The sequence below is a fragment of the Burkholderia sp. ABCPW 11 genome, from assembly GCF_001523445.1.
GTDB lineage: Bacteria > Pseudomonadota > Gammaproteobacteria > Burkholderiales > Burkholderiaceae > Burkholderia.
In genome coordinates this window covers 71,226-96,117 of record NZ_LOVM01000074.1, presented here as the reverse complement: position 1 = coordinate 96,117, position 24,892 = coordinate 71,226, and the positions used below count along the sequence as shown (strand labels likewise).

The window sequence follows — 24,892 nt, the reverse complement described above, 5'->3', positions numbered from 1 at the left end:
CGTCATACCTCGATCAGGATGCGGCCGTCCTCGACCTTCGCCCGGTAGGTGCGCAGCTTCTCGCACGCGGGCGCCGACAGCGGCCGGCCGTCGCGCACGTCGAAGCGGCCGTTGTGCTTCGGGCATTCGATCACGTGATCGATCACGAGCCCGTCCGCGAGATGCACGTGCTCGTGCGTGCACAGGCCGTCGCTCGCATAAACCTCGCCGTCGATCCGGTAGATCGCGTACGTGCGGCCGGCATGATCGAAGCGCGCGACGTCTTCGTCGTCGATGTCGTCGAGCGCGCCGGTGTCGATCCATTGCGTCATGGTGTGTGTCTCCTTCGTCGGGATAGTCGATAACTGCTAGGCGCGCGCGGCACCGGGCACCGGCCGCACGACGTAATCGGACGGGTCGCGCGTCTGCCGGACCAGCGCCGGCACGATCTCCGCATACGCCGCCAGCGTGCTGCGGTACGGCGGCGGCATGTCGGCCTTCACGGCTTCGTGCAGCTTCGGCAGTGCATGGAACGGCACCATCGGGAACATGTGGTGCTCGACGTGATAGTTCATGTTCCAGTACAGGAAGCGGAACACCGGATTCATCATCACGGTCCGGCAGTTGCGCCGGTGATCGAGCACGTTCTCCGGCATGCCCGCGTGCTGCGTGAGGCCGAAATACAGATACAGCCACGCGCCGTAGAGGCTCGGCAGCCCGATGTAGAGCAGCGGCAGGATCGTGCGCCAGTACACGGCGGCGCCCGTCACGAGCACGTAGATCGCGAGATGCATGCGCGACTCGCGTACGACCTTCGGCCATTCCGATTCGGGCACGTAGGTGCGCTCCTCGTCGTCGAGCCGGCCGGTGACCGACACCGCGATCATCTTGCGCAGCTCGCCGGCCACGTGCTTCAGCGCGACGACGTTCAGCGCGAGCGCAAGCCAGTCGGTCGGCTTCGGCGCGGCGATTTCCGGATCGCGCCCGACGACCAGCGTGTCGGTGTGATGGCGCGCATGACTCCAGCGCCATGCGGTCGCGCGGCGGAACACCTGGAACGACGCGACCTGGTACAGCACGTCGTTCATCCAGCGCGTGCGGAACGCGGTGCCGTGCCCGCATTCGTGCCAGCGCGAATCGGCGGGGCTGCAGTAAAGCGTGCCGTACACGAAGAACGCCGGGATCGCCCACGCCGAATGCGCACGCCACGCCAGCCACGCGAGCGCGCCGCTGATCGCGATCGCCGCGTACCAGATCAGCGTGTCGCGAATCGCACGCGCATCGCCGCGCTGCATCAACTGCTTCATCAACGGCCGCGGCACCGCGCACCGGTACCACGCGGCGTTGACGAGCCCGGCCGCGTGCGCGCGCTCGCCGGCGCCGCCGATCATTCTGTATTCCTGACGGCGCGCCGCCGTGCGCACGCGTGCCGGGTCGTCGGTATGGGCCACTTCTGTCTCCTCGGGTTTCTGTGCGCGGCAAGCGCTTCGCAACAAGACCGAAATTAGGCGACCGGCCGCCCCGCCTCAATCGAAACGTTGACGAAATTTCGCCATCGCTTTAGCGTTCCCGACAACGCCACGCGATCGATGGCGACCCTCACGATGGAGACGACCATGGCAGGTGAATCCGGGCCGCGCTGGCGCAAGCGCACCGCGCGCTTCGACGAGATCGCGGCGCTCGCCGGCGTCAGCACGACGACCGTCGACCGCGTATTGAACGAACGCGGCAGCGTCTCCGCGCAGGCGCGCGAACGCGTGGTCGCAGCCGCTCGGCAGCTCGGCGTGCCGCGGCAGCTGCCCGACACGCGGCACGGGCTGATCCACGTCGACGTGCTGCTGCCGGACACCGACGCGCCGTTCTTCCGGCGGTTGCAGCAGGCGCTGCAGCGCTCGCTGCAGATGCTCGACCGGCGCGTGGTCGTGCACCGGACGATCCTGCCCGCCGCCGACGACGAGCGCGCCGCCGCGCTGATCGAACGGCCCGCGTACCGGCGCGCGGCGCTGATCGTCACCGCACACGACACGGCCCGCATGCGCGACGCGCTCGCCGGCGCGATCGCGCGCGGCGAGACCGTCGTCACGATGGTCACCGACATCGGCGGCATCGACCGCGTGCACTTTGCCGGCATCGACAACTACCGCGCCGGACGCACGGCCGGCTACTACATCGGCCGCCTCGCGGCGCGCCCCGGCCGCGTGCTGCTGCTCGGCGGCCGGATGGGCTACCGCGCGCACGCCGACCGGATGGCCGGCTGCCGCGACCAGCTCGCCGCCGCGTTCGCCGCCTTGCGCTGCGACGACGCGCCGGTCGAGACGCTCGACCAGGACGACCGTTGCTACCGCGCGGTGTCGAAGGCCCTGCAGGCGCACGACGACGTGGTCGCGATCTACAACAGCGGCGCCGGGTCGGCCGGGATCGAAGCGGCGCTGCGCAAGGCCGGTGCGATCGGGCGCGTCGTGTGGATCGGCCACGAGATGATCGACCTGCACCGCACCTTCATCGAAGCCGGCGCGATGGATCTCGCGATCGATCAGGATCCCGACGGGCAGGCGATTTCCGCGCTGCAGCACGTGCTGCATGCATGCGGCATCGTCGAACAGCCGCCGCCGGACGACCCGGTCGAATTCCGCGTGTTCTGTCCGGCGAACGTGAGAACGAGCGCGTACCTGCAGGCGTGAATCGCGCCGCACGGCCTGCCGCAGCCTCGCGGCGAAAAAATCGATCGTCGCATTGGCGATTTTTCGTCAACGTTTGTCATGCGGCCCGCGCCGCGCATCCGTACAGTGGTCAGCCATCGATAGACGACGGACAGGAGACGATGGCTGAACCGATCCTCATCGGCGTGAACCTCGACGGCGTGCTCGAGCACGACGGGCTGCCGCCGCCCGCGCCCGCCGAGCGCTTCCGGATGGTCGCCGCCGCCGGCGTGTTCGATTACGTCGAAAAGAACCCGGTGCGCGGCGAGGACCTGTCGCCGTATTTCGCGCTGGTCGACCGCCACGCGCTGCCGATTCGCGTGATCGGCGGCATCTGGCGTGCGGGCTCCGACGAAGCGCATGTCGCCGAGATCGTCGCGGCGGGCGCCCGCTTCGGCAGCACCGTGCTCAACTGCCAGTTGTTCGCGCACCACGCGGACGGCCATCCGCTGTCGGATCGCGAAGTCGCCGATTTCTACCTGCGCGCCTACGCATGGGGCGAGCCGGTCGGCTGCCTGCCGAGCCTCGAAGTGCATGTCGACATGTGGAGCGAGCATTTCGCGCGCGTGGCGCGCGTCGCACGGCACGTCGAGCAAGCCGGCGCACCGTTCCGGATCACGCTCGATCATTCGCACCTGCTGTTCAAGATCGGCAATCGCGCCGAACTCGACGCGGCGGGCCTGCGCGGGTCGGCCGACGGCGGCCGCGCGATGCTCGACCCGGCATCGCCCGCCCCGATCTACGCCGACTGGATCGCGCGCGGCTGGGTCCGGCATGCGCATGCGCGCAGCGTGACGCCGAACAACCCCGACAATCGCTGGATGCGCCGCGCGGACGGCAGGCCCGGCCGCGGCATCCAGTATCCGTTCGTCGCACCCGCGCCGGGCGCCTATCACGGCGAATGGCATGCAGCGTCGCTCGATCCGTGGAAAACCGCGCTGCGCCAGTTGCTGCACGCGCAAGCGCAGGCGCCCGCTGGCGCGCGGCCGGCACGACTCGAACAGATCAGTTGCGAGTTCATTCCGTTTCCCGACTACGGCGGCGGCGCCCGCTATTCGATCTTCGACAACAACGTCGCATGCGCGCAATGGCTGCGCGACGCCTGGCAAGCGCTTGCCGCGCACGCCGACACCCGATCCGGACCCCGCCCCACTCAAGCCCCGAGGACAGAACGATGACGCAAGCCTTCCATTTTTCGCTGAACCGGATGAGCGCGCCGCGCTTGCCGTTCGACCGCTACGTCGCGCTGTGCCGGCGCCTCGGCGTCGACGCGATCGAGATCCGCAACGATCTCGATGGCGTCGAGCTCGCCGACGGCACGCCGGCGGCCGCCGTACGCGCGACGGCCGAAGCCGGCGGTGTGACGATCCTGACGATCAACGCGCTGCAGCGCTTCGAGCAATGGAACGCCGAGCGCGCGGACGAGGCGACCGCGCTGGCCGACTACGCCGCGCAATGCGGCGCGCGTGCGCTGGTGCTGTGCCCGACCAACAGCCGCAGCGACACGCGCGGCGCGGACGCGCGCCATGCGGATCTCGTGACGGCGCTGCAGGCGTTGAAGCCGATCCTCGCGGCCCGCGGCCTGCTCGGCTTCATCGAGCCGCTCGGTTTCGAGGAATGCGCGCTGCGCCGCAAGTCGGACGCGGTGAAGGGCATCTACGCGGCGGCAGGCGAACCGGTGTTCCGGCTCGTGCACGACACGTTCCATCATCACCTCGCCGGCGAAGACATTTTCTTCCCGAACCTGACGGGCCTCGTGCACCTCTCGGGCGTCGAGGAAATCGACCTGCCGGTCGACCGCATGCGCGACGGCCACCGCGTGCTGGTCGGCGGCGCCGACCGGCTCGGCAACATCCGGCAACTGCGCGCGCTGCTCGCGCGAGGCTACCGCGGCGCGTTGTCGTTCGAGCCGTTCGCGAGCGAGATCGCCGAAGCCGGCGACATCGAGGACCGGCTGCGGGCGAGCATCGACTACGTGCGCGACGCGCTGACGGATCGCTGAGCGGACGGTCGCGACGGTGCGCGGCCCACGCCGGGCGCGCATCGTGAAAAAACATCATCCCAAGGAGCACGAAATGATCGAATTCGCTTTGTTCGGCGCGGGCAGAATCGGCAAGATCCACGCGGCGAATCTCGCGCGCCATCCGGGCGCGACACTGAAGTACGTGATCGACCGGCACACGCCGTCGGCGGAAGCCCTCGCCCGCACGCATGGCGCGCAAGCCGCCGATATCGAGCGCGCGCTCGGCGATGCGTCGGTGCGGGCCGTCGTGATCGCGTCGAGCACCGACACGCACGCGGACCTGATCGTCGCGGCCGCGAACGCGGGCAAGGCGGTGTTCTGCGAGAAGCCGGTCGACCTCGCCGTCGAACGCGCGCGTGCGTGCGCGGACGTCGTGCGGCGCACCGGCGTGACGTGCATGATCGGCTTCCAGCGCCGCTTCGACCCGACCTTCGCGGCGCTGAAGGCCCGCGTCGAGCGTGGCGAAATCGGCGCGCCGGAAATGCTGGTCGTCACGAGCCGCGATCCGGGCGCGCCGCCGGCCGACTACATCCGCAGCTCGGGCGGCATTTTCAAGGACATGCTGATCCACGACTTCGACGTGTTCCGCTGGATCCTCGGCGACGAAGCGCAGACGCTGCACGCGACGGGCAGTTGCCTGACCGATCCGGCCGTGCGCGACGCCGGCGACATCGATTCGACCGCCGTGACGATCCGCACGCGGCGCGGCTTGCTGTGCCAGATCAACACGTCGCGGCGCGCGGCCTACGGCTACGACCAGCGCTTCGAGCTGCTCGGCAGCCACGGGATGCTCCAGGCCGGCAACGTGCGGCCGACCGAGGTGAGCGCATGGCTCGCGGGCGGCATCGCGACGGACGTGCCGGAGCCGTTCTTTCTCGAACGCTACCGGCACGCATACGCGGCCGAGATCGCGCATTTCGTCGACGCGCTGCGCGACGGCACGCCGGTCCGGACGACGATCGACGACGGGCTCGCCGCGCTCGAACTGGCCGAAGCCGCGACGACGTCGTGGAAAACGGGGCACGCGATCGAGCTGTGACACAGCACAGGACGGCGGCGATCCGGGCAAGCCGGCCGCCGTCGCGCGATCGGCGGCACGGCATGCCGCACCGGCACGGCCGCATCGGGCGAATTTGCCGCCACGTCGCGCGGCCTGCGCGCGAAAGCACGTATGATGGCGAATCGATCGGCGTCGCCGATATCCCGCATTTTCATCACCATGCTCGATCACCTCATCTGCGACTGCGACGGCGTGCTCGTCGACAGCGAAGTCATCGCCGACCGCGTGCTGCTCGACACGCTGTCCGCCACGTTCCCGAACCTCGATTTCGAAGCCGCCGCGAAGTCGGCATTCGGCCAGCAGACGTCGCGCTTCCTCGCCGGCATCGAATCCCGCTTCGGGGTCGAGATGCCCGCCAACTTCATCGAGACCATCGAGCACAACATCGAAGTCGCGCTCGCGCAATCGCTCGCGCCGATCGGCGGCGTGCGCGACGCGCTGCTGAAGGTCACGCTGCCGGCCGCCGTCGTGTCGAACAGCCGGCTCGTGCGCGTGCGCAACTCGCTGAAGCGCGCATCGCTCACCGAGATCTTCGGCGAGCGCGTGTTCAGCTCCGAACAGGTCGCGCGGCCGAAGCCCTACCCCGACGTCTACCTGCATGCGGCGCACACGCTCGGCGTCGCGCCGGCGCGCTGCGTCGTCGTCGAGGACAGCATCTCGGGGTTGAATGCCGCGCGGGCGGCCGGGATGAAGACGATCGCGTTCGTCGGCGCGAGCCACATCCCCGACAACTACGCGGACGCGCTGCGCGCGATGGGCATCACGCGGATCATGCGCAGGATGGACGAACTGCCGGCGCTCGTCGAAGCCGGCATGCGCGGCGAATTCGGCGACGTGCAGTCCTGATCGTCATTCGGGCCGGATCCGGTCGATCCGGCCGCGCCACGGGCGCGCGAACGTGCCCGCCTTGCCTTCGCTCAGGCCGGCTCGCAGCAGCGTTCGCGCGCCGCCGCCAGCGCCTCGCGGAACTCGACGAGTTCCGCGATCGTCAGCATCGGCAGCCCGTGCCGTTGCGCGAAGCGCTCGACGTCGTCGCCGCGCGTCATCGTGCCGTCCGGATTCATCAGCTCGCACAGCACGCCGGCCGGCTTCAGGCCCGCGAGGATCGACAGGTCGAGGGTGCCTTCGGTGTGGCCGCGTCTCGCCAGCACACCGCCCGGTTGCGCACGCAACGGAAACACGTGGCCGGGGCGCACGATGTCGTACGGCTTCGCATCGTCGGCGATCGCCGCGCGGATCGTCGTCACGCGATCGGCCGCCGACACGCCGGTATGCACGCCTTCGCGCGCCTCGATCGACACGGTGAACGCGGTGCCGTTGCGGCTTTCGTTGGTCTGCACCATCGGCGGCAGTTCGAGCGCGCGCACCGTGTCGTCGGTCAGACACAGGCACACGATGCCGCTGCACTCGCGAATCAGCAGCGCCATCGTCTCGGGCGTGATGCGCTCGGCGGCGACGATCAGGTCGGCTTCGTTCTCGCGGTCGTGGTCGTCCTGCAGCACGACCGCGCGGCCGGCGCGCATCGCGTCGAGCGCAGCGGCGATGCGCGGCGGCACCGGTTCGGAATCCAGCAGCGGGAGATCGGCAAAGGCGTCGGCAGGCGCCGACGAAACGGACATCAAGGACATGTGAAACGCTCCTCGCAAATACGATTTGGGCGAAAAACGTTTCAGGGCATTGCAAACAGACAGAACGACAACCCGCTTCGCATGCAGCGCGAAGCGGCCCTGACGGACATGACTATCTGCACATCTTCTCTCATCCGGACTGTGACCGTCGGCTCTGGCATTCGACCAGATCTGCTGACCCCGCGCGGATGCGCGGGCGCTCGCGGGCTCGCCGGCTTACGCCGGCCTACCGCCGGTGGGGAATTTCGCCCCGCCCTGAAGACGCACTGATTGCCGGACGGGAACGCCCCGTCATCGGCGGGCCAAGCATACAACAGCCGCGCGCGACGCGCAGCGAACTACCGGTAAAACCTTACTGACGACTCCGTCTAACGGCGTCGTCCGAACGGCCGGCGGACCGACCCGCGACGCCGCGACGGCCGGGAAACGCAGTCGCGCCGCGCGGCGCGCACGATCAGTTGGCGGCGGCGTGCGCCGCGTCGGGCACGAGCCAGCGCGGCGGCACCTCGGGGCTCACCGTCACGCGGAACGCACGCGCTTCGCTGTCGCCCGGGTTGCGCAGGCTGTACGGCTGGTCGGCATCGAACACGATCGCATCGCCGGTCGCGAGCAACTGGCGGCGGTCGTGCACGCTGACTTCGAGCGTGCCTTCGCTGACGACGAGGTTGACCGTCGTGCCGGGTGCGCGGCGCGTGCCGGGCTCCGTATGCAGCGGCGCGATCCGCAGCTCGTGGAATTCGGCCGCGGCCGGCTCGCCTTCCGGGTACAGCGCACGTGCCGAGAAGCGGCCGTTCGAGCTGACGACGCGCGACGCGCGCTCGGCCGCCAGATGCTCGAAACCGTTCACCGCATGGCGCCGCAGGAACGCGGCGACCGATACCTTCAGCGCCGCCGCGATCTTGCAGAGCACCTTGATCGATGGCACGCTGCGCGCCGATTCGATCTGCGCGAGCATCGCGCGCGACACGCCGGACAGCCGCGCGAGCGCATCGAGCGACAGTTGCCGCTCGGCGCGCAAGCGCGCCAGGTTCACGCCGACGACCTGCTCGAGCGCGTCGAGCGACGCGGACGCGCGCAGGTCGGCGGCATTGCCGGACTCGAAGGAAGACACGTCGCGCACGAGCGCCAGGGATGAAGACATAGCATGGCCTCCGGGCCGCCGCGCGGCCCTGCGTAGGGGGTAAGCCGGAATCGGGTTGCGCCGGTCATGGCGCGTATCGAGACGCTATCACCCGCCCTTGCACGGGCAAACGAAGTTATCTTCACACCGTTATCAGCATTGCGGAGGAATGCGTTTCTCGCGAACCTTTTCCTGCCGCCATGGCGTCGCCGCGCAAGGCGCCGCTCACTGCGCCGCCTGCGCCGCGCCGCGCGCCGGGCCGCGCGCATCGAGCCGCATCGCGAGCCACGTGACGACGAGCGCCGCGAACGTCACCGCGACCGCGACCCACGGCAGCGCATCGAGCGCGAAGCCGTGTTCGAGCGCGAGGCCGCCGAGCCACGCACCACCCGCATTGCCGACGTTGAACGCGCCGATGTTCAGCGTCGACGCGAGATGCGGCGCGCTCGCGGCCTTCTCGACCACGCGCGCCTGCAGCGGCGGCACCGTCGCGAACGCGGCGATCCCCCAGACGAATACGGTGACGGCAGCCGCGACCGGCAGGTGGCTCGTCTTCGCGAACGCGGCCATCACGGCCATCAGCGCGACGAGGATCGCGATCAGCGACGGCATCAGCGCGCGGTCGGCGAGCTTGCCGCCGATCGTATTGCCGATCGTCAGCCCCGCGCCGAACAGCACGAGGATCAGCGCGACCGCGCGCGGCGAATAGCCCGATACGGTCTCGAGAATCGGCGCGATGTAGGTGAACACGACGAACACGCCGCCGAAGCCGAGCACGGTCATCAGCAGCGCGAGCCATACCTGCGGCTCCTTCAGCACGCGCACTTCGTGGCCGAGGCCGACCGGCCCGCTGTCGTGGCGGTTCGGCACGAGCGCGGCCACGCCGCCAAAGGCGAGCACGCCGAGCGCGGCGACGATCCAGAACGACGCGCGCCAGCCGAGCAACTGGCCGACGAACGTGCCGAACGGCACGCCGAGCACGTTCGACAGCGTGAGCCCGGTAAACATCAGCGCGATCGCGCTCGCGCGCTTGTCGGCCGGCACGAGCGACGCGGCGACCACCGCGCCGATGCCGAAGAACGAGCCGTGCGCGAACGACGTGACGACGCGCGCGACCATCAGCATCGCGTAACCGGACGCGATCGCGCACAGCACGTTGCCGACGACGAAGATCGTCATCAGCAACTGCAGCGCGGCCTTGCGCGGCATGCGGCTCGTCAGCACCGCGAGCAGCGGCGCGCCGACCGCGACGCCGAGTGCGTAGCCGGTGACGAGCAGGCCGGCCGACGGCAGCGACACGGCCAGGTCGTGCGCGACTTCGGGCAGGAGGCCCATGATGATGAATTCGGTGGTGCCGATGGCGAAGGCGCTGATCGCGAGCGCCAGTAACGGAAGGGGCATGACGTTCTCCGGAAGGCGGCGGCCGCGGCGCCGGGTCGGTGCCGCACCGCACAAGAAAGCGGGATGTGCGCGCATTGTCCCGAAGACGCCTATATTTGATAATTGGCGTGGCATTTGAACCATTTTCAAATATCTCTGGAAAATCGCATGGACCGACTGGGCGACATCCGGCTGTTCGTCGAGGCGGCGGAACTGGGCAGCCTGTCCGCCGCCGGACGCAAGCTGAACCTCACGCCGGCCGCCGCGAGCGCGCGGCTCGCGAAGCTGGAGGCGAAGATCGCGACACGGCTGTTCGAGCGCTCGACGCGGCAATTGCGGCTCACCGACGAAGGCAAGCTGTACCTGAACTGCTGCCGCCAGGCGCTGCAGGCGCTCGACGACGCGGATGCGATGCTGCAGGAAGGCCGCAACGTCGTGAGCGGCAAGGTGCGGCTGTCGTCGACGTCCGATTTCGGCCGCCACCAGCTGCTCGACTGGCTTCACGAATTCACGACGCTGCATCCGGGCGTCACGTTTTCGCTCACGGCGTCCGATTCGTCGTCGAACCTTTGGCAGGACGAGATCGATCTGGCGATCCGCTTCGCCGCCCCGCCCGACGGCGCGCTGATCGCCCGCCGGCTCGCGACCAACCGGCGCGTGCTGTGCGCGGCGCCGTCGTTCGTCGAACGCCATGGCGTGCCGGCCGATCCGCACGATCTGGCCCGCTTTCCGTGCAACGTGATCACGATCGCGTCCGGCCCGATGAACACTTGGCACTTCACGCGCGGCGACGAAGTGCAGATCCACACGGTGCCCGTGTCGACCGCGTTCGAGACCAACGACGGCGGCCTCACGCGCGAATGGACGCTGCGCGGCCACGGCATCGCGCTGAAGTCGCTGTGGGACATCGCCGACGACGTCCGCGCGGGCCGGCTGCGCGTGCTGCTGCCCGACTGGCGGCACCAGGATGCGCCGCTGCACGCGATCTATCACAGCAAGCGCTACATGGCGCCGCGCGTGCGCGTGCTGCTCGATTTTCTCGCCGAACGCTTCGCGCGCGAGGAAGCGGCGCTCGACGACTTGCTGAACGCGTGCCGCTGACGGCCGGCCCGCCTTCATCGAGGGGTCGGAACCCGCGATCCTGCGTCGCGCGTCTGCAACCGGCCGCCCGTCCGTCGTGGCGCGAAAAGCTATAATGGAAGGCTTTCCCGACGGCCTTTCCTGCCAGCTGCGCGCGATTCGCGTGCCGCGCACGGCCGTCCCGACTCACCCTTGACGACGCCCCCAGGTCAACCACTGCGAACGGCGAATCCCCATGACCAAGAAAGTTTACGTAAAGACCTTCGGCTGCCAGATGAACGAGTACGACTCGGACAAGATGGTGGACGTGCTCAATGCGGCCGAAGGCCTCGAAAAGACCGACACGCCCGAAGACGCGGACATCATCCTGTTCAACACGTGCTCGGTGCGCGAGAAGGCGCAGGAGAAGGTGTTCTCCGATCTCGGCCGCGTGCGCGAGCTGAAGGAAGCGAAGCCGGGCCTCCTGATCGGCGTCGGCGGCTGCGTCGCGAGCCAGGAAGGCGCGTCGATCGTGTCGCGCGCGCCGTACGTCGACCTCGTGTTCGGCCCGCAAACCCTGCACCGCCTGCCGCAGATGATCGACGCGCGCCGCGCGAGCGGCCGCGCGCAGGTCGACATCACGTTCCCCGAAATCGAGAAGTTCGACCACCTGCCGCCCGCGCGCGTCGAGGGGCCGAGCGCGTTCGTGTCGATCATGGAAGGCTGCTCGAAGTACTGCAGCTACTGCGTGGTGCCGTACACGCGCGGCGATGAAGTGTCGCGCCCGCTCGACGACGTGCTGACCGAAATCGCCGGCCTCGCCGATCAGGGCGTGCGCGAAGTCACGCTGCTCGGCCAGAACGTGAACGCTTATCGTGGAAAATTCGGCGGCGCGCTGACGGCCGGCTCGACCGACATCGCCGATTTCGCGACGCTGATCGAATACGTCGCCGACATCCCCGGCATCGAGCGGATCCGCTACACGACGTCGCACCCGAAGGAATTCACGCAGCGCCTGATCGACACCTACGCGAAGGTGCCGAAGCTCGTGAGCCACCTGCATCTGCCGGTCCAGCACGGCTCCGACCGCATCCTGATGGCGATGAAGCGCGGCTACACGGTGCTCGAATACAAGTCGGTGATCCGCAAGCTGCGCGCGATCCGCCCCGATCTGTCGCTGTCGACCGACATGATCGTCGGCTTCCCCGGCGAGACCGAGGAGGATTTCGACAAGATGATGGCGCTCGTGCACGAGATGAGCTACGACACCAGCTTCTCGTTCATCTACAGTCCGCGCCCGGGCACGCCGGCCGCGAACCTCGCCGACGACACGCCGCGCGAAGTGAAGCTCAAACGCCTGCAACATCTGCAGGCGACGATCGAGGAGAACGTCGCGCGCATCAGCCAGTCGATGGTCGGGAAGGTCGAGCGGATCCTCGTCGAGGGCCCGTCGCGCAAGGACCCGAACGAACTCGCGGGCCGCACCGAGAACAACCGGGTCGTGAATTTCCCGGCGCCGCTCGCGTCGCACCCGCGCCTGATCGGCCAGATGATCGACGTGAGGATCAACCATGCGTACCCGCACTCGCTGCGCGGCGAGCTCGTGCTCGTCAGCGACGACGCGAGCGCGGCCACCCACTGACCGACCGACGCCCGACAGGAGCCCGACGCTACTTTGAAGACCGTCCAAGCACTGGAATTCACCGCCCCACGCGACGACAACGCGCGCCTCGCCAACCTCTGCGGCCCGCTCGACGAAAACCTGCGGCAGATCGAACAGGCGCTCGACGTCACACTCGCGCGGCGCGGCCACCGGATCACGATCCGCGGGCGCGGCGCCAAGCTCGCCCTCGCCGCGCTCGAAAACTTCTACAACCGCGCGCGCGATCCGCTGTCGGTCGACGACATCCAGCTCGCGCTGGTCGAGGTGCGCCACACGGCCGGCAACGGCCGCCAGGAGCCGCTCGACGTGCGCTTTCGCGGCGACCCCGACCATCCGTTCGACGAACCCGTCGTGCAGCTCGACGCGGACGAGCCGGACGAAGAACCGGCGCCGAAGCTCTACACGCGGCGCGCCGACCTGCGCGGCCGCACGCCCGCGCAGCGCGAATACCTGAAGCAGATCCTGTCGCACGACGTGACGTTCGGCATCGGGCCGGCCGGCACCGGCAAGACCTACCTCGCGGTCGCGTGCGCGGTCGACGCGCTCGAGCGCGACCAGGTCAAGCGGATCGTGCTGACGCGCCCGGCCGTCGAGGCCGGCGAGCGGCTCGGCTTCCTGCCGGGCGACCTCGCGCAGAAGGTCGACCCGTACCTGCGGCCGCTGTACGACGCGCTGTACGACCTGCTCGGCTTCGACAAGACGGCCAAGATGTTCGAGCGCCAGATGATCGAGATCGCACCGCTCGCGTACATGCGCGGCCGCACGCTGAACCACGCGTTCATCATCCTCGACGAGGCGCAGAACACGACGCCCGAGCAGATGAAGATGTTCCTCACGCGGATCGGCTTCGGCTCGAAGGCGGTCGTGACCGGCGACACGAGCCAGGTCGACCTGCCGCGCGGCCACAAGAGCGGCCTCGTCGAGGCGCAGCAGGTGCTCGGCGGCGTGCGCGGCATCGCGCTCACGCGCTTCACGAGCGCGGACGTGGTGCGCCATCCGCTCGTCGCGCGCATCGTCGAGGCGTACGACGAATTCCACGCGCAGCACCAGGACGGCTGAGCGGCGGCGCGCTGCCCCGGCCGGCCCGGCCCGCCACACGGCGCGCCGGGCTTTTTTTCGCCCGGGCGAATTCGGGCGCGATCGGCCGTTTGGTGTATCCTCAACGCGTCCCAATCGCCGCACGCGTCATGAAATCCTCCCGTTCCCGCAAATCCGGCCGCGCCGCGTCCGACTCCCCCCGCCTTTCGCTGTTCGACGCAAAGGGCAAGGCCCGGACCGTCAACGCACAAGGGCTGCGAATCGACTTCCCGGACGGCCGCAGCCTGATGTTCGACCTGTCGGGCAGCTCGGGCGACGCGGCTGTCGCGATCGTCGCGCAGCACAACGATCCGGCGATGCGCGCGAAGCTCGCGCTGCAGCCTGAGCACTACGACAGCGTGACGCTGCACGTCGGCGCCGAATTCGCCCCGCGCGAGGACGACCCGGAAGACGAGCCGCGCGCGCTGGAATTCGACCTGTCCGTGCAGTACGGCGACGAGATCACGAGCGAGCTGCGCAAGACGCTGCCCAAGCGCAAGCTGATCGCCGAATGGATCGAGCCGGCGCTGTTCGCGAGCGCGCAGTTCACCGTGCGCTTCGTCGGCGAAAACGAAGGCCGTACGCTGAACGCCGGCTACCGCCACAAGGACTATCCGACCAACGTGCTGACCTTCGCGTACGACCCGGCGCCCGACGGCACCGTGATCGGCGACCTCGTGCTGTGCTGCCCGGTGGTCGAGAAGGAAGCGCACGACCAGGGCAAGCCGCTCATGGCCCATTACGCGCACCTGCTGGTGCACGGCGCGCTGCACGCGCAGGGCTACGACCACGAGACGAGCGACGAGGACGCGGCCGAAATGGAAGCGCTCGAAGTCGACATCCTCGCGAAACTGGGTTTTCCGAACCCGTACCAGTAAGCCATCCGTCCGATGCGTCACGCCGCGATGCTGCCGCCCGCCTACCCGCCGTCGATCGGCGAAGGCCGTCTGCTGACGGAAGACGAACTCGCCGCGTCCCTCGCGCATACGATGCGCGACTGGGACGGCCGGCAGGATCTCTGGCTGTTCGGCTATGGCTCGCTGATCTGGAACCCCGGGCTGCCGACCGTCGCTGCCGTGCGTGGCAAGGTGCACGGCTATCACCGCGGGCTCTACCTGTGGTCGCGCGTGAACCGCGGCACCCCCGAACGGCCGGGCCTCGTGCTCGCGCTCGATCGCGGCGGCTCGTGCACGGGCATCGCCTTCCGGCTCTCCGGGCCGACCGCGCAGCCGCACCTCGAGACATTGTGGAAGCGCGAGATGCCGATGGGCTCGTACCGGCCCGCGTGGCTGCCGTGCTCGCTCGAGACCGGCGAACGCGTGACCGCGCTCGCGTTCGTGATGCGTCGCGACGCACCGACCTATACGGGCAAGCTGACCGACCCCGTCGTGAAGGAAGTGTTCGGCTGCGCGGCCGGCCGCTACGGCACGACGCTCGACTACGTGAGCCGCACGGTCGACGCGCTGCGCGCGAGCGGCATCCCCGACCGCGCGCTGGAAGGGTTGCTGGCACGATGCCGATGATCCGACACGACACCCGGCCTGCCGCCATGCATGCGACACTGCGCCGCCCACCTTCCCGAGGACACTGCCGATGAAACCGTCACGCCGGTCACGTTGCAGGATCGCCGCGCTGCTCGTCGCCGCGAGCGTCGCGCTGTCCGGCTGCGGGATACTCGGTTGCGGCGGCGCCGCGACCAACGGCGCGGCAGCCGGCGGCTGCTCGGCCGGCATGCGGTTCTGAACCGCGCGCCGGCGGCGCCCGCCTGCGGCGGAATACCGCCGTCACGGCCGTTTCCCGCGTCGGGCCGCGTCGCCCTTCCCGCCGCCGATTTTTGGCCGCCGCGCCCCGCCGGCTCTTTCTGCGATAGGATGAGCCCGAGGACGCCGCCGCGCCCGGCGCGGCCGTCCGCGAGCGGGGCAGCGCGAGCCGCCCGCCCTGGCCGTGCGGCCGGGTGACACGGCCGCGTCGTGCCCTTGGTGTATCCTTGCCTACTCCGTGACCGCGCGCCCCGGCATGACCCGGGCGCACCACCATGAACGATTCGTATCCCAGTCGTAAGCCAACCGACAAACCGCAAGAAAAGCGCTCGCTGCTCGAGCGCCTGACCGACTTCATCTCGCCCGAGCCCGAATCCCGCGGCGAGTTGCTGGAAATCCTCCAGGACGCTCACGAACGCAACCTGATCGACGCCGATTCGCTGTCGATGATCGAAGGCGTGTTCCAGGTATCCGATCTGTGCGCGCGCGACATCATGGTGCCGCGCGCGCAAATGGACGCGATCAACATCGCCGACAAGCCCGAGGATTTCATCCCGTTCGTCCTCGAAAAGGCGCACTCGCGCTATCCCGTGTACGAGGAGAACCGCGACAACGTGATCGGGGTGCTGCTCGCGAAGGATCTGCTGCGCTTCTACGCCGAGGAAGAGTTCGACGTGCGCGGGATGCTGCGCCCGGCCGTGTTCATTCCGGAATCGAAGCGCCTGAACGTGCTGCTGCACGACTTCCGCGTGAACCGCAACCACCTGGCGATCGTCGTCGACGAATACGGCGGCGTCGCTGGCCTGATCACGATCGAGGACGTGCTCGAACAGATCGTCGGCGACATCGAGGACGAATACGACTTCGACGAGGAAGCCGGCAACATCATCTCGGGGCCGGACGGCCGCTACCGCGTGCGCGCGCTCACCGAGATCGAGCAGTTCAACGAGGTGTTCGGCACCGATTTCCCCGACGACGAAGTCGACACGATCGGCGGGCTGATCACCCATCATTTCGGACGCGTGCCGCACCGCGGCGAGAAGCTGCAGCTCGGCAACCTCGTGTTCGAAATCCAGCGCGGCGATGCGCGCCAGGTTCATGTGCTGCTGGTGCGCCGCAACCCGCTCGCCAGCCGTCGCGCCGAAACCTCGCACGAAGACTGACCGCCCCGCGCCGGCCGCGCTTCCTTCAACCGCTCGCCCTCTTCCGCTTCACATGGACGATCCGATCCCGTCCCGCCCGGCTGGCGGCCTTCTCGCGCCGGCGCCCGGCCGCGCGCTGCCGCGCTGGCACTATCCGGCCGCGCTGCTCGCCGGCGCGGCCAATACGCTCGCCTTCGCACCCACGCCGCATGGCGGCTGGCTGCAGCTCGTCGTATTCGTCTGGTTTTTCGCGCAGCTGACGCGCACGTCGAGCTGGCGCGGCGCCGCGCTCACCGGCGGCGCGTTCGGCTTCGGCAACTTCATCAGCGGCGTCTGGTGGCTCTACATCAGCATGCACGTGTACGGCGAGATGGCCGCGCCGCTCGCGGGCGGCGCGCTCGTGCTGTTCTCGCTGTATCTGTCGCTGTACCCGGCGTTCGCGGCCGGGCTGTGGTCGTTCTGCGCGGGCCATGCGTGGCATCGCCGCGAGCCCGACCCGCGGCCGTTCTCGCCGACCTGGCACGGCGCATTCGCGTTCGCGAGCGCGTGGGCGCTCGGCGAATGGCTGCGCGGCACCGTGTTCACCGGCTTTCCCTGGCTCGGCAGCGGCTACCCGCAGGTCGACGGCCCGTTCGCGGGCTTTGCGCCGGTGGTCGGCGTGTACGGGATCGCGTGGGTGCTCGCGCTGTTCGCCGCACTGGTCGTGCAGGCGCTCGCCGCCGCGCGCCCGTCGCCGCTGCGGGTCGGCGGCGACGGCGCATCGAGCGGCAACGCGCGCGTACGCATCGCCGCGCCGGCCGGCATCGCCGTCGCGCTCGTCGCGGCCGGCCTCGCACTGTCGCAGGTCACGTGGACCGTGCCCGCGAACGCGCCGCTCACCGTGCGGCTGCTGCAGGGCAACGTGAAGCAGGACATCAAGTTCGAGCAGGAAGGCATCGACGCGGCGATCAAGATGTACCAGCAGATGATCGTCGAGAAGCCGGCCGACCTGATCGTCACGCCCGAGACCGCGATCGCGGTGATGATCCAGGAGCTGCCGGAGCCGTTCGCCGTCGCGATCCGCAAGTTCAGCGACACGACCGGTTCGGCCGTGCTGTTCGGCGCGGTCGGCGCGTCGGTGACCGAGGACGGCCGGTACGTCGATTACACGAACAGCCTGTATGGCGTGACGCCGAACTCGCGCGACATCTATCACTACGACAAGCATCACCTCGTGCCCTTCGGCGAATTCATTCCGTGGGGCTTCCGGTGGTTCGTCAACCTGATGAAGATGCCGCTCGGCGACTTCGCGCGCGGCGCGCCCGTGCAGAAGCCGTTCCTCGTGCACAACCAGCCGGTGATGGCCGACATCTGCTACGAGGATTTGTTCGGCGAGGAAATCGCCGCGACGATCCGCGACAATCCGCAGCCGCCCGGCGTGCTCGTCAACGTGACGAATCTCGCGTGGTTCGGCGACACGATCGCGCTCGACCAGCATCTGCAGATCGCGCGGATGCGCTCGCTCGAAACGGGCCGGCCGATGCTGCGCTCGACCAACACGGGGATGACGGCCGCGATCGATGCGCACGGCCGCGTGCTCGGCCAATTGAAGCCGTTCACGATCGGCTCGCTCGACGTGCGGATCGAAGGCACCAGCGGCTTCACGCCGTACGTGACGAGCGGCAACAACATCGTACTCGCGGTGTCGTTCGTGCTGCTCGCGTTCGGCTTCACGTTCGGGCCGGGCTTGCGCCGACGCAACGGCCGACGCCACGGCGACGACGAAGCGCAATGACGCAACGGGCCGCCGTCGAGCGCGGCGGCCCGTGACCGCGAGCGGGCCGGCGGTTCAGGCCTGCCGGGCCGATCGATCCGATGGTTCCCACTGCGCGGCGACGCGCCGCAGGTCGCGGCTCACTTCCTCCATCACCGGCGCCCACGCGCCGAACGTCGGCTGCCGGTACAACGTCGCGGTCGGATACCACGGGCTGTCCCGGCGATCGAGCAGCCATGGCCAGTGCGGATTCACGTCGAGCAGCACCCAGGTACGCGCGCCGAGCGCGCCGGCCAGGTGCGCGACCGACGTGCACACGGTGATCACGAGATCCAGCGCGCCGATGAACGCCGCCGTATCGTCGAAGCTCTTCAATTCGGCCGTATAGTCTTCGATCGCGAAACCCGCCGCGCGCGCGGCGGCGACATCCGCGTCCGCGCCCGGCTGCAGCGAATAGAACGCGACGCCGTCGATGCCGCGAAACGCGTCGGCATAGCGCTCGAGCCCGACGCGCCGGAACGGATTGCGCTGATGGCCCGCGCTGCCCGTCCACACGAGCCCCACCTTCGGCCGGCCGTCGCCCGCGAGCCGCGCGCGCCATGCGTCGCATGCGCCCGGCTCGGCCCGCAGGTACGGCACCGACGCGGCGAGCGTCGATGCCTCCATGCCGAGCATCAGCGGCAGGCCGATCAGCGGTACTTCGTAATCGAATGCCGGCAGCGCGTCGACGCCGCCGCCCGCGCCGAATGTGTCCGCGTGCGCGCCGAGGCTGCGCTGCATCAGCGTGCCGAGCGCCGGAAACGTATTCCACGCGAGCCGGCCGCCCTCGCGATGCACGCGTTCGGCGAGCGGCGCGACGAAGCGGCAGAACTGCAGCACGTCGCCGAGCCCCTGCTCGCCCCACACCAGCAGCGTCTTGCCGGCGAGCGGCTCGCCCTGCCAGCGCGGGCCCGGCAGCGCCGGCCGGCGGCCGCGCAACTCGCCCGCGCCGTCCCAGCGTGCCTCGTGGCCGCGCCAGCCGGCTGCGTGGTTGCCGCGCACGAGCTGGATGATCGCGAGATTGAAGCGGAACGACGCATCGTCGGGCGCCAGTTCGCACGCCCGCGCCGCATGGCGCTCGGCATCGTCCCAGCGCTGCGCCTCCTTCATCGCCATCGCGACGTTGTTCATCGCGAGCGCGTTGTCGGGCGCGAGCTCGGCGAGCCGCTCGGCGCACGCGAGCGCACCGTCCAGATCGTGCGTCGCGATCCGCGCGACGACGAGATTGATCCACGCCTGCACGTCGTGCGGATCGTGCTTCACGGCCGCGTCGAGCAGCGCGATCTCTTCCGCGCGGTCGCCGCCCGACAAGCGCAGCGCGATCGCGAGGTTGTTGCGCAGCGACGGCCAACCGGCATCGAGCGCCAGCGCCGCGCGGTACGGCGCGACCGCATCCGCGTGACGGCCGGCCATCTGCAGCGCGTAGCCGTGATTGAAGTACGCGTCAACACCCGGCTGCGCACGCGCCGCGCATTCGGCGAGCGCAACCGCATCGCCCGTGCGCTGCCGCGCGACGAGCGTGGCCGTGAGCTGCGCGATCGCCGCCGCATCGACCGCGTGCAGATGGGCGGCGGCGGCGAGCCAAAGATCGTGCGCGGAGCGCTCGCCGCGCGCCTGAGCGTCGGCGGCGTGCCCGAGCAGGGCGAGGAACGGCGGAAGCAGCGGAATCAGAATGTCGGTCGGTTCGTCCATGCAATCGGCATCGGCAAGCGGTGACGCGGCGCGCAGCGCGCACCGCAATACGCGCATCATAACGCCCGCGCGAAGCGCCGCGGCATGGGCGCCGGCGCCCGTGTGCGCGGGCCGCCGGACCGGTGCGGCAACGCCCGCATCCGCCTTCCGGCCGCATCCGGTCGCCGATCCGGTAAAATTACGCGTTTCAGCACACTAACAAGCCGCGCCGCCGCGCGAGCCGACCCTCCGGGCCCGCCCGGAGCGCCGTCCGCAACGGAGCGCCAGCGCCACGAAGGCTCTTCATGCTTACGTTTCAGCAAATCATCCTGACGCTGCAGTCCTACTGGGACAAGCAGGGTTGCGCCCTGCTCCAGCCCATCGACATGGAAGTCGGCGCGGGCACGTCGCACGTCCACACGTTCCTGCGCGCGGTCGGCCCCGAGCCGTGGCGCGCCGCGTACGTGCAGCCGTCGCGCCGCCCGAAGGACGGCCGCTACGGCGAAAACCCGAACCGCCTGCAGCACTACTACCAGTACCAGGTCGTGCTCAAGCCGGCGCCCGAAAACATCCTCGACCTGTACCTCGGCTCGCTCGAAGCGCTCGGCTTCGACCTGAAGCAGAACGACGTGCGCTTCGTCGAGGACGACTGGGAGAACCCGACGCTCGGCGCGTGGGGGCTCGGCTGGGAAGTGTGGCTGAACGGGATGGAAGTCACGCAGTTCACGTATTTCCAGGAAGTCGGCGGCCTCGAATGCAAGCCGGTGCTGGGCGAGATCACGTACGGCCTCGAGCGCCTCGCGATGTACCTGCAGAAGGTCGAGAACGTGTACGACCTCGTGTGGACCGAGTGGGAGGAGCAAGGCCCGAACGGCCCCGAGCTGCGCCGCCTGTCGTACGGCGACGTGTACCACCAGAACGAGGTCGAGCAGTCGACCTACAACTTCGAGCACGCGAACGTCGACCTGCTGTTCACGTTCTTCAACAGCTACGAAGCCGAAGCGAAGAAGATGATCGACGCGCAGCTCGCGCTGCCCGCGTACGAGCTCGTGCTGAAGGCCGGCCACACGTTCAACCTGCTCGACGCGCGCGGCGCGATCTCGGTCACCGAGCGGGCGGCGTACATCGGCCGCATCCGCGCGCTGTCGCGTCTCGTCGCGCAGGCTTACTACGACTCGCGCGAGAAGCTCGGCTTCCCGATGCTCGGCAACCCGCCGGGCGTGCCGGGCCTCACCACCGACGCCCAGGACGCCGCGCAGCCGGCATGGGCGCCGCCGCTCAAGGTCGAACGCAAGATCGATCAGGACTGACGAGACGAGATTCATTCCAACCATGACGCATAATCATCCCGCCCCCCTGCTCGTCGAACTGCTGACCGAAGAGCTGCCGCCGAAGGCCCTCGCGCGCCTCGGCGACGCATTCGCCGAAGGTCTCGCGCAACGCCTCGCGGCGCGCGACCTCGTCGAAGGCGAACTCGTGTTCGAACGCTACGCCACGCCGCGCCGCCTCGCGGTCGTCGTGCAGAACGTGCGCGCCGTCGCGCCCGACCGGCAGGTCCGCGAAAAGGTTCTGCCCGTGTCGGTCGCGCTCGACGCCGAAGGCAAGCCGACGGCCCCGCTCGCGAAGAAGCTCGCGGCGCTCGGCCACCCGAACCTGTCGATCGCCGATCTCGAGCGCGCGCAGGACGGCAAGGCCGAAGCGTTCTTCATCAACTATTCGGCGGCCGGCGTCACGCTCGCCGACGGCCTGCAGGCCGCGCTCGACGAAGCGCTCGCGAAGCTGCCGATCCCGAAATTCATGACGTACCAGCGCCCGGACGGCTCGGACGTGAAGTTCGTGCGCCCGGTGCATCGCCTGACGGTGCTGCACGACGACCGCGTCGTGCCCGTCACCGCGTTCGGCGTCGATGCCGGCGACACCACGCTCGGCCACCGCTTCCTGTCCGACGGCCTCGTCGCGATCCAGCATGCGCGCGCGTACGCCGACACGCTGCGCGACAAGGGCCGTGTGATCGCGCACTTCGCCGATCGCCGCGAAACGATCCGCACGCAGCTGAACGAACATGCGAACGGCGACACGGTCGTGATGCCCGAATCGCTGCTCGACGAAGTGACGTCGCTGGTCGAATGGCCGGTGGTCTACCCGTGCCGTTTCGAGGACGAATTCCTGCAGGTGCCGCAGGAATGCCTGATCCTCACGATGCAGACGAACCAGAAGTATTTCGCGCTGACCGACGTCGGCGGCAAGCTGCGCTCGCGCTTCCTGATCGTGTCGAACATCGAGACGAAGACGCCGGGCGAGATCATCGAAGGCAACGAGCGCGTCGTGCGCCCGCGCCTCGCCGATGCGAAGTTCTTCTTCGAACAGGACAAGAAGAAGCCGCTCGCCGAACGCGTGCCGCAACTCGCGAACGTCGTCTATCACAACAAGCTCGGTTCGGCGCTCGCACGCGTCGAGCGCCTCGAGGCGCTGGCCGGCGAGATCGCCCCGGCGATCGGCGCGGACACCGCGCACGCGAAGCGCGCCGCACGTCTCGCGAAGGCCGACCTGCTGACCGACATGGTCGGCGAGTTCCCGGAACTGCAGGGCACGATGGGCACGTACTACGCGCGCCACGACGGCGAAGCCGACGACGTCGCGCTCGCCTGCGCCGAGCACTACCAGCCGCGCTTCTCCGGCGATGCGCTGCCGACCACACCCGTGTCGACCGCCGTCGCGCTCGCCGACAAGCTCGAGACGATCGTCGGCATCTGGGGCATCGGCCTCGCGCCGACCGGCGAAAAGGATCCGTTCGCGCTGCGCCGCCACGCGCTCGGCGTGCTGCGCCTGCTGCTCGAAAAGCAGTTGCCGCTCGATCTCGTGGCGCTGCTGCGCACGGCCCACGCACGCTTTGACGGCGTGCCGGGCGTCGCCGAATCGACCGACGCGATCTTCGCGTTCTTCATGGATCGCCTGCGCGGCCTGCTGCGCGAGCGCGGCTATTCGGCTGGCGAAATCGACGCGGTGCTGAGCCTGAACCCGACGCGCATCGACGATCTCGTCGCGCGCCTCGACGCGGTGCGCGAATTCACGCGCCTCGCGGAAGCCGAAGCGCTCGCGGCCGCGAACAAGCGGATCTCGAACATTCTGAAGAAGTCGGAAGGCGTCGCGAACGGCGCGGTGCAGTCGACGCTGCTCGTCGAGGCCGCCGAGAAGGCGCTGCACGAACAGCTCGCGGCCGTCACGCCGCGCGTGCAGTCGCAGCTCGAGGCGCGTGCGTACACGGGCGCGCTCTCGGCGCTCGCCGCGCTGCGTGCGCCGGTCGACACGTTCTTCAACGACGTGATGGTCAACGCGGAAGATCCGGCACTGCGCGCGAACCGTCTCGCGCTGCTGTCCGCGCTGCACCAGCAGATGAACTGCGTCGCCGACATCTCGAAGCTCGCCGCATAAGGGCCGAACGATGCCGATCAGCCCCAACCGAAAGCTCGTCGTCCTCGACCGGGACGGCGTGATCAACGTCGATTCGGACGCGTTCATCAAGACGCCCGACGAATGGATCGCGCTGCCCGGCAGCTTCGAGGCGATTGCGCGGCTCAACCACGCGGGCTACCGCGTGGTCGTCGCGACCAACCAGTCCGGCATCGGTCGAGGGCTGTTCGACATGGCCGCGCTCAACGAGATGCACCTGAAAATGCATCGCGCGGCGGCCGCGGTTGGCGCGCGCATCGACGCGGTGTTCTTCTGCCCGCACACGGCCGAGGATCGCTGCGACTGCCGCAAGCCGAAACCCGGCATGATGCAGATGATCGCCGAGCGCTTCGAGATCGATCCCGCCAACACGCCGGTCGTCGGCGATTCGCTGCGCGACCTGCAGGCCGGCGTCGCGGTCGGCTTCCAGCCGCACCTCGTGCTGACCGGCAAGGGCAAAAAGACACTCGCCGCCGGCAATCTGCCGGACGGCACGAAAGTCCACGACGACCTGCGCGCCTTCGCGCTCGATTTTCTTTCACACGAATACGAGTGATGCGGCTGCCGCGCGCATCCTCCCCAACGCCAGACTCACACCGATGCGCTTCGTCCGCTCCCTGCTGCTGCTGATCTACTTCATCCTGTACACGGTGCCGTACGCCACCGCGTGCTTCATCGCGTTTCCGTTCATGCGCCCCGACGCGCGCTACTGGATGGCGGCCGGCTGGTGCAAGTCGACGCTGTGGGTCGTGCGCTGGCTGAACGGCATCCGCTACCGGATCGAAGGGATGGAGAACCTGCCCGACGGCCCGGCCGTGCTGTTGTCGAAGCACCAGTCCGCGTGGGAAACGCTCGCGTTTCCGGCGCTGATGCCCAAGCCGCTCTGCTACGTGTTCAAGCGCGAGCTGCTGTACGTGCCGTTCTTCGGCTGGGCGCTCGGGATGCTGCACATGGTCAACATCAACCGCAAGGAAGGCAAGAACGCGTTCGCGTCGGTGATCCGCCAGGGCAAGAAGCGCCTGTCGGAAGGCGCATGGATGATCATGTTCCCCGAAGGCACGCGCACGCCGGTCGGCAAGCAGGGCAAGTACAAGACGGGCGGCGCGCGTTTCGCGATCGAAACCGGCACGCCGGTCGTGCCGATCGCGCACAATGCAGGTCATGTGTGGCCGCGCAACTCGTTCACGAAATTCCCGGGCGTCGTTACCGTGTCGATCGGCAAGCCGATCGCGAGCGAAGGGCTGACGCCCGATGCATTGAACTCGCAGGTCGAAGCATGGATCGAAGCGGAAATGCGCCGCATCGATCCCGATGCGTATCGTCAGGCGGGCAACGCCGGCACCCGCGATGCCGCGCGCGCCTGAAGCCCCGGATTGCAGCCGTTGCGTA

General features: G+C 69.0%; 23 protein-coding genes and 1 riboswitch. Of the genes, 17 read left to right on the top strand and 6 right to left on the bottom strand.

The annotated features are described in order from the left end of the window. Positions 1 to 2: 2 nt before the first annotated feature. A complete protein-coding gene (locus WS61_RS25145) occupies positions 3 to 311 on the bottom strand; it encodes a non-heme iron oxygenase ferredoxin subunit (protein WP_059504510.1) in 309 nt (102 codons plus the stop codon). 36 nt (positions 312 to 347) lie between these two features. Then, positions 348 to 1,430, bottom strand: a complete 1,083-nt coding sequence (locus tag WS61_RS25140; RefSeq protein WP_059504508.1) for a fatty acid desaturase family protein — start codon at positions 1,428 to 1,430, stop codon at positions 348 to 350. 165 nt (positions 1,431 to 1,595) lie between these two features. On the opposite strand from WS61_RS25140, the gene WS61_RS25135 reads away from it, so the two are divergent. The 5 genes from WS61_RS25135 to WS61_RS25115 all read left to right on the top strand — a co-directional run bounded on the left by WS61_RS25135 (position 1,596) and on the right by WS61_RS25115 (position 6,607). After that, on the top strand, positions 1,596 to 2,660 hold the full coding sequence (locus WS61_RS25135) for a LacI family DNA-binding transcriptional regulator (protein WP_059504610.1): 1,065 nt from the start codon (positions 1,596 to 1,598) through the stop codon (positions 2,658 to 2,660). A 140-nt stretch (positions 2,661 to 2,800) separates the two neighbouring features. Then, positions 2,801 to 3,856, top strand: a complete 1,056-nt coding sequence (locus WS61_RS25130) for a hypothetical protein (protein WP_059504506.1) — start codon at positions 2,801 to 2,803, stop codon at positions 3,854 to 3,856. Further along, a complete protein-coding gene (locus tag WS61_RS25125) occupies positions 3,853 to 4,680 on the top strand; it encodes a TIM barrel protein (RefSeq protein ID WP_059504504.1) in 828 nt (275 codons plus the stop codon). Before WS61_RS25130 ends, WS61_RS25125 begins: the two co-directional genes overlap by 4 nt. Before the next feature lie 73 nt (positions 4,681 to 4,753). Further along, complete coding sequence (iolG, locus tag WS61_RS25120; protein ID WP_059504502.1) at positions 4,754 to 5,740, top strand: inositol 2-dehydrogenase; 987 nt, start codon at positions 4,754 to 4,756, stop codon at positions 5,738 to 5,740. A 180-nt stretch (positions 5,741 to 5,920) separates the two neighbouring features. Continuing rightward, entirely contained in the window at positions 5,921 to 6,607 is a 687-nt protein-coding gene (locus tag WS61_RS25115; RefSeq protein WP_059504500.1) for an HAD-IA family hydrolase, read from the top strand. 71 nt (positions 6,608 to 6,678) lie between these two features. Here the strand turns inward: WS61_RS25115 and ribB are convergent, their stop codons facing one another. The 3 genes from ribB to WS61_RS25100 all read right to left on the bottom strand — a co-directional run bounded on the left by ribB (position 6,679) and on the right by WS61_RS25100 (position 9,910). Beyond that, positions 6,679 to 7,389 (bottom strand): 3,4-dihydroxy-2-butanone-4-phosphate synthase, encoded by a 711-nt coding sequence (gene ribB, locus WS61_RS25110; protein WP_059504498.1) that lies wholly within the window; start codon positions 7,387 to 7,389, stop codon positions 6,679 to 6,681. A gap of 118 nt (positions 7,390 to 7,507) precedes the next feature. Next, a riboswitch (FMN riboswitch) is annotated at positions 7,508 to 7,656 on the bottom strand. A 187-nt stretch (positions 7,657 to 7,843) separates the two neighbouring features. Then, positions 7,844 to 8,530, bottom strand: a complete 687-nt coding sequence (locus tag WS61_RS25105; RefSeq protein WP_034208332.1) for a helix-turn-helix domain-containing protein — start codon at positions 8,528 to 8,530, stop codon at positions 7,844 to 7,846. A 204-nt stretch (positions 8,531 to 8,734) separates the two neighbouring features. Continuing rightward, a complete protein-coding gene (locus WS61_RS25100; protein WP_059504607.1) occupies positions 8,735 to 9,910 on the bottom strand; it encodes an MFS transporter in 1,176 nt (391 codons plus the stop codon). 147 nt (positions 9,911 to 10,057) lie between these two features. On the opposite strand from WS61_RS25100, the gene WS61_RS25095 reads away from it, so the two are divergent. The 8 genes from WS61_RS25095 (at position 10,058) to lnt (ending at position 18,364) form a co-directional block, all read left to right on the top strand. Further along, a complete protein-coding gene (locus WS61_RS25095) occupies positions 10,058 to 10,990 on the top strand; it encodes a LysR family transcriptional regulator (RefSeq protein ID WP_059504496.1) in 933 nt (310 codons plus the stop codon). Positions 10,991 to 11,204: 214 nt separating this feature from the next. After that, entirely contained in the window at positions 11,205 to 12,590 is a 1,386-nt protein-coding gene (gene miaB / locus WS61_RS25090; RefSeq protein WP_059504494.1) for a tRNA (N6-isopentenyl adenosine(37)-C2)-methylthiotransferase MiaB, read from the top strand. Positions 12,591 to 12,623: 33 nt separating this feature from the next. After that, the gene (locus WS61_RS25085) at positions 12,624 to 13,670 is read left to right on the top strand and encodes a PhoH family protein (protein ID WP_059504492.1); all 1,047 of its coding nucleotides are present in this window, start codon (positions 12,624 to 12,626) and stop codon (positions 13,668 to 13,670) included. A gap of 128 nt (positions 13,671 to 13,798) precedes the next feature. Further along, complete coding sequence (ybeY, locus tag WS61_RS25080; RefSeq protein WP_059504491.1) at positions 13,799 to 14,566, top strand: rRNA maturation RNase YbeY; 768 nt, start codon at positions 13,799 to 13,801, stop codon at positions 14,564 to 14,566. 12 nt (positions 14,567 to 14,578) lie between these two features. After that, entirely contained in the window at positions 14,579 to 15,211 is a 633-nt protein-coding gene (locus WS61_RS25075) for a gamma-glutamylcyclotransferase (RefSeq protein ID WP_059504490.1), read from the top strand. Between the two features lie 70 nt (positions 15,212 to 15,281). Continuing rightward, positions 15,282 to 15,431, top strand: coding sequence for a hypothetical protein (locus WS61_RS35310; RefSeq protein WP_164728356.1), 150 nt, complete (start codon positions 15,282 to 15,284; stop codon positions 15,429 to 15,431). 292 nt (positions 15,432 to 15,723) lie between these two features. Next, positions 15,724 to 16,611, top strand: a complete 888-nt coding sequence (locus tag WS61_RS25070; RefSeq protein WP_059504489.1) for an HlyC/CorC family transporter — start codon at positions 15,724 to 15,726, stop codon at positions 16,609 to 16,611. 52 nt (positions 16,612 to 16,663) lie between these two features. Continuing rightward, positions 16,664 to 18,364 carry an apolipoprotein N-acyltransferase gene (gene lnt / locus WS61_RS25065; RefSeq protein WP_059504488.1) on the top strand — a complete coding sequence of 567 codons (1,701 nt, stop codon included), beginning with the start codon at positions 16,664 to 16,666 and terminating at the stop codon, positions 18,362 to 18,364. Between the two features lie 54 nt (positions 18,365 to 18,418). On the opposite strand, the gene WS61_RS25060 is transcribed toward lnt, so the two are convergent. After that, positions 18,419 to 20,074 (bottom strand): tetratricopeptide repeat protein, encoded by a 1,656-nt coding sequence (locus WS61_RS25060; protein WP_059504605.1) that lies wholly within the window; start codon positions 20,072 to 20,074, stop codon positions 18,419 to 18,421. A 284-nt stretch (positions 20,075 to 20,358) separates the two neighbouring features. Here WS61_RS25060 and glyQ point away from each other — a divergent pair, with 284 nt between their 5' ends. The 4 genes from glyQ to WS61_RS25040 are packed head-to-tail and all read left to right on the top strand — an operon-like array spanning position 20,359 to position 24,867. Beyond that, complete coding sequence (glyQ, locus tag WS61_RS25055; RefSeq protein ID WP_006477868.1) at positions 20,359 to 21,363, top strand: glycine--tRNA ligase subunit alpha; 1,005 nt, start codon at positions 20,359 to 20,361, stop codon at positions 21,361 to 21,363. A 22-nt stretch (positions 21,364 to 21,385) separates the two neighbouring features. Next, complete coding sequence (gene glyS, locus WS61_RS25050) at positions 21,386 to 23,485, top strand: glycine--tRNA ligase subunit beta (protein ID WP_059504487.1); 2,100 nt, start codon at positions 21,386 to 21,388, stop codon at positions 23,483 to 23,485. Between the two features lie 10 nt (positions 23,486 to 23,495). Then, positions 23,496 to 24,059, top strand: coding sequence for a D-glycero-beta-D-manno-heptose 1,7-bisphosphate 7-phosphatase (gmhB, locus tag WS61_RS25045; protein ID WP_059504485.1), 564 nt, complete (start codon positions 23,496 to 23,498; stop codon positions 24,057 to 24,059). 43 nt (positions 24,060 to 24,102) lie between these two features. After that, complete coding sequence (locus WS61_RS25040; RefSeq protein ID WP_059504483.1) at positions 24,103 to 24,867, top strand: 1-acyl-sn-glycerol-3-phosphate acyltransferase; 765 nt, start codon at positions 24,103 to 24,105, stop codon at positions 24,865 to 24,867. Positions 24,868 to 24,892: the final 25 nt, after the last annotated feature.

What these genes read in the sequence shown, in the direction of transcription:
- WS61_RS25060 (WP_059504605.1), bottom strand. Translation starts at nt 20,074, where the DNA reads ATGGACGAACCGACCGACATTCTGATTCCGCTGCTTCCGCCGTTCCTC.
- miaB (WP_059504494.1), top strand. Translation starts at nt 11,205, where the DNA reads ATGACCAAGAAAGTTTACGTAAAGACCTTCGGCTGCCAGATGAACGAG.
- glyQ (WP_006477868.1), top strand. Translation starts at nt 20,359, where the DNA reads ATGCTTACGTTTCAGCAAATCATCCTGACGCTGCAGTCCTACTGGGAC.
- WS61_RS25070 (WP_059504489.1), top strand. Translation starts at nt 15,724, where the DNA reads ATGAACGATTCGTATCCCAGTCGTAAGCCAACCGACAAACCGCAAGAA.
- ybeY (WP_059504491.1), top strand. Translation starts at nt 13,799, where the DNA reads ATGAAATCCTCCCGTTCCCGCAAATCCGGCCGCGCCGCGTCCGACTCC.
- WS61_RS25125 (WP_059504504.1), top strand. Translation starts at nt 3,853, where the DNA reads ATGACGCAAGCCTTCCATTTTTCGCTGAACCGGATGAGCGCGCCGCGC.
- WS61_RS25130 (WP_059504506.1), top strand. Translation starts at nt 2,801, where the DNA reads ATGGCTGAACCGATCCTCATCGGCGTGAACCTCGACGGCGTGCTCGAG.
- lnt (WP_059504488.1), top strand. Translation starts at nt 16,664, where the DNA reads ATGGACGATCCGATCCCGTCCCGCCCGGCTGGCGGCCTTCTCGCGCCG.
- iolG (WP_059504502.1), top strand. Translation starts at nt 4,754, where the DNA reads ATGATCGAATTCGCTTTGTTCGGCGCGGGCAGAATCGGCAAGATCCAC.
- WS61_RS25135 (WP_059504610.1), top strand. Translation starts at nt 1,596, where the DNA reads ATGGCAGGTGAATCCGGGCCGCGCTGGCGCAAGCGCACCGCGCGCTTC.
- WS61_RS25105 (WP_034208332.1), bottom strand. Translation starts at nt 8,530, where the DNA reads ATGTCTTCATCCCTGGCGCTCGTGCGCGACGTGTCTTCCTTCGAGTCC.
- glyS (WP_059504487.1), top strand. Translation starts at nt 21,386, where the DNA reads ATGACGCATAATCATCCCGCCCCCCTGCTCGTCGAACTGCTGACCGAA.
- ribB (WP_059504498.1), bottom strand. Translation starts at nt 7,389, where the DNA reads ATGTCCTTGATGTCCGTTTCGTCGGCGCCTGCCGACGCCTTTGCCGAT.
- gmhB (WP_059504485.1), top strand. Translation starts at nt 23,496, where the DNA reads ATGCCGATCAGCCCCAACCGAAAGCTCGTCGTCCTCGACCGGGACGGC.
- WS61_RS25145 (WP_059504510.1), bottom strand. Translation starts at nt 311, where the DNA reads ATGACGCAATGGATCGACACCGGCGCGCTCGACGACATCGACGACGAA.
- WS61_RS35310 (WP_164728356.1), top strand. Translation starts at nt 15,282, where the DNA reads ATGAAACCGTCACGCCGGTCACGTTGCAGGATCGCCGCGCTGCTCGTC.
- WS61_RS25095 (WP_059504496.1), top strand. Translation starts at nt 10,058, where the DNA reads ATGGACCGACTGGGCGACATCCGGCTGTTCGTCGAGGCGGCGGAACTG.
- WS61_RS25115 (WP_059504500.1), top strand. Translation starts at nt 5,921, where the DNA reads ATGCTCGATCACCTCATCTGCGACTGCGACGGCGTGCTCGTCGACAGC.
- WS61_RS25075 (WP_059504490.1), top strand. Translation starts at nt 14,579, where the DNA reads ATGCGTCACGCCGCGATGCTGCCGCCCGCCTACCCGCCGTCGATCGGC.
- WS61_RS25040 (WP_059504483.1), top strand. Translation starts at nt 24,103, where the DNA reads ATGCGCTTCGTCCGCTCCCTGCTGCTGCTGATCTACTTCATCCTGTAC.
- WS61_RS25100 (WP_059504607.1), bottom strand. Translation starts at nt 9,910, where the DNA reads ATGCCCCTTCCGTTACTGGCGCTCGCGATCAGCGCCTTCGCCATCGGC.